Source organism: Psychrobacter sp. 1Y10 (assembly GCF_052259005.1).
Lineage (GTDB): Bacteria > Pseudomonadota > Gammaproteobacteria > Pseudomonadales > Moraxellaceae > Psychrobacter > Psychrobacter saeujeotis.
The window spans coordinates 1-561 of the sequence record NZ_JBQQES010000030.1 but is presented as its reverse complement, the minus strand read 5'-3'; the positions used below and the strand labels follow the sequence as shown (position 1 = coordinate 561).

Here is a 561-nt window from a genome sequence, read left to right as displayed (position 1 = left end):
CGATGCGCGAGGTCCGCCGCGCCCTGCTGGAAGCCGACGTCGCCCTGGAGGTCGTGCGCGGCTTCACCGACCGGGTGAAGGAGAAGGCGGTCGGCGCCGTCGTGCTCAAGTCGGTCACCCCCGGCCAGATGGTCGTCAAGATCGTCAACGACGAGCTGGTGGCGATGCTCGGCACCGATGCCGAGGTGATCGACCTGAACGCCCCGGCACCGGTGCCGATCCTGATGGTCGGCCTCCAGGGCTCGGGCAAGACCACCACCACCGCCAAGATCGCCCGGCGCCTGTCGGAGCGCGAGAAGCGACGGGTGCTGCTCGCCTCCCTCGACACCCGCCGCCCGGCCGCCATGGAGCAGCTGGCGGTGCTGGCCAAGCAGGTCGGCGTCGAGAGCCTGCCGATCGTGGCCGGCCAGTCGGCGGTGCAGATCGCCAAGCGCGCCATGGAGGCGGCCCGGCTCGGCGGCTTCGACGTGGTGATGCTCGACACCGCTGGCCGCACCACGGTCGACGAGGCCCTGGTGGTCGGGGCGGCCGAGGGGAAGGCCGCGACCCGGCCCCACGAGG

Annotated in this window: 1 protein-coding gene; it reads left to right on the top strand. The window is 72.7% G+C overall.

Translation table 11 applies throughout. The features are described from left to right. Nucleotides 1-561: signal recognition particle receptor subunit alpha (locus tag ACTXGH_RS13790; RefSeq protein WP_443561802.1), on the top strand; the 561-nt coding region annotated here is incomplete at both ends.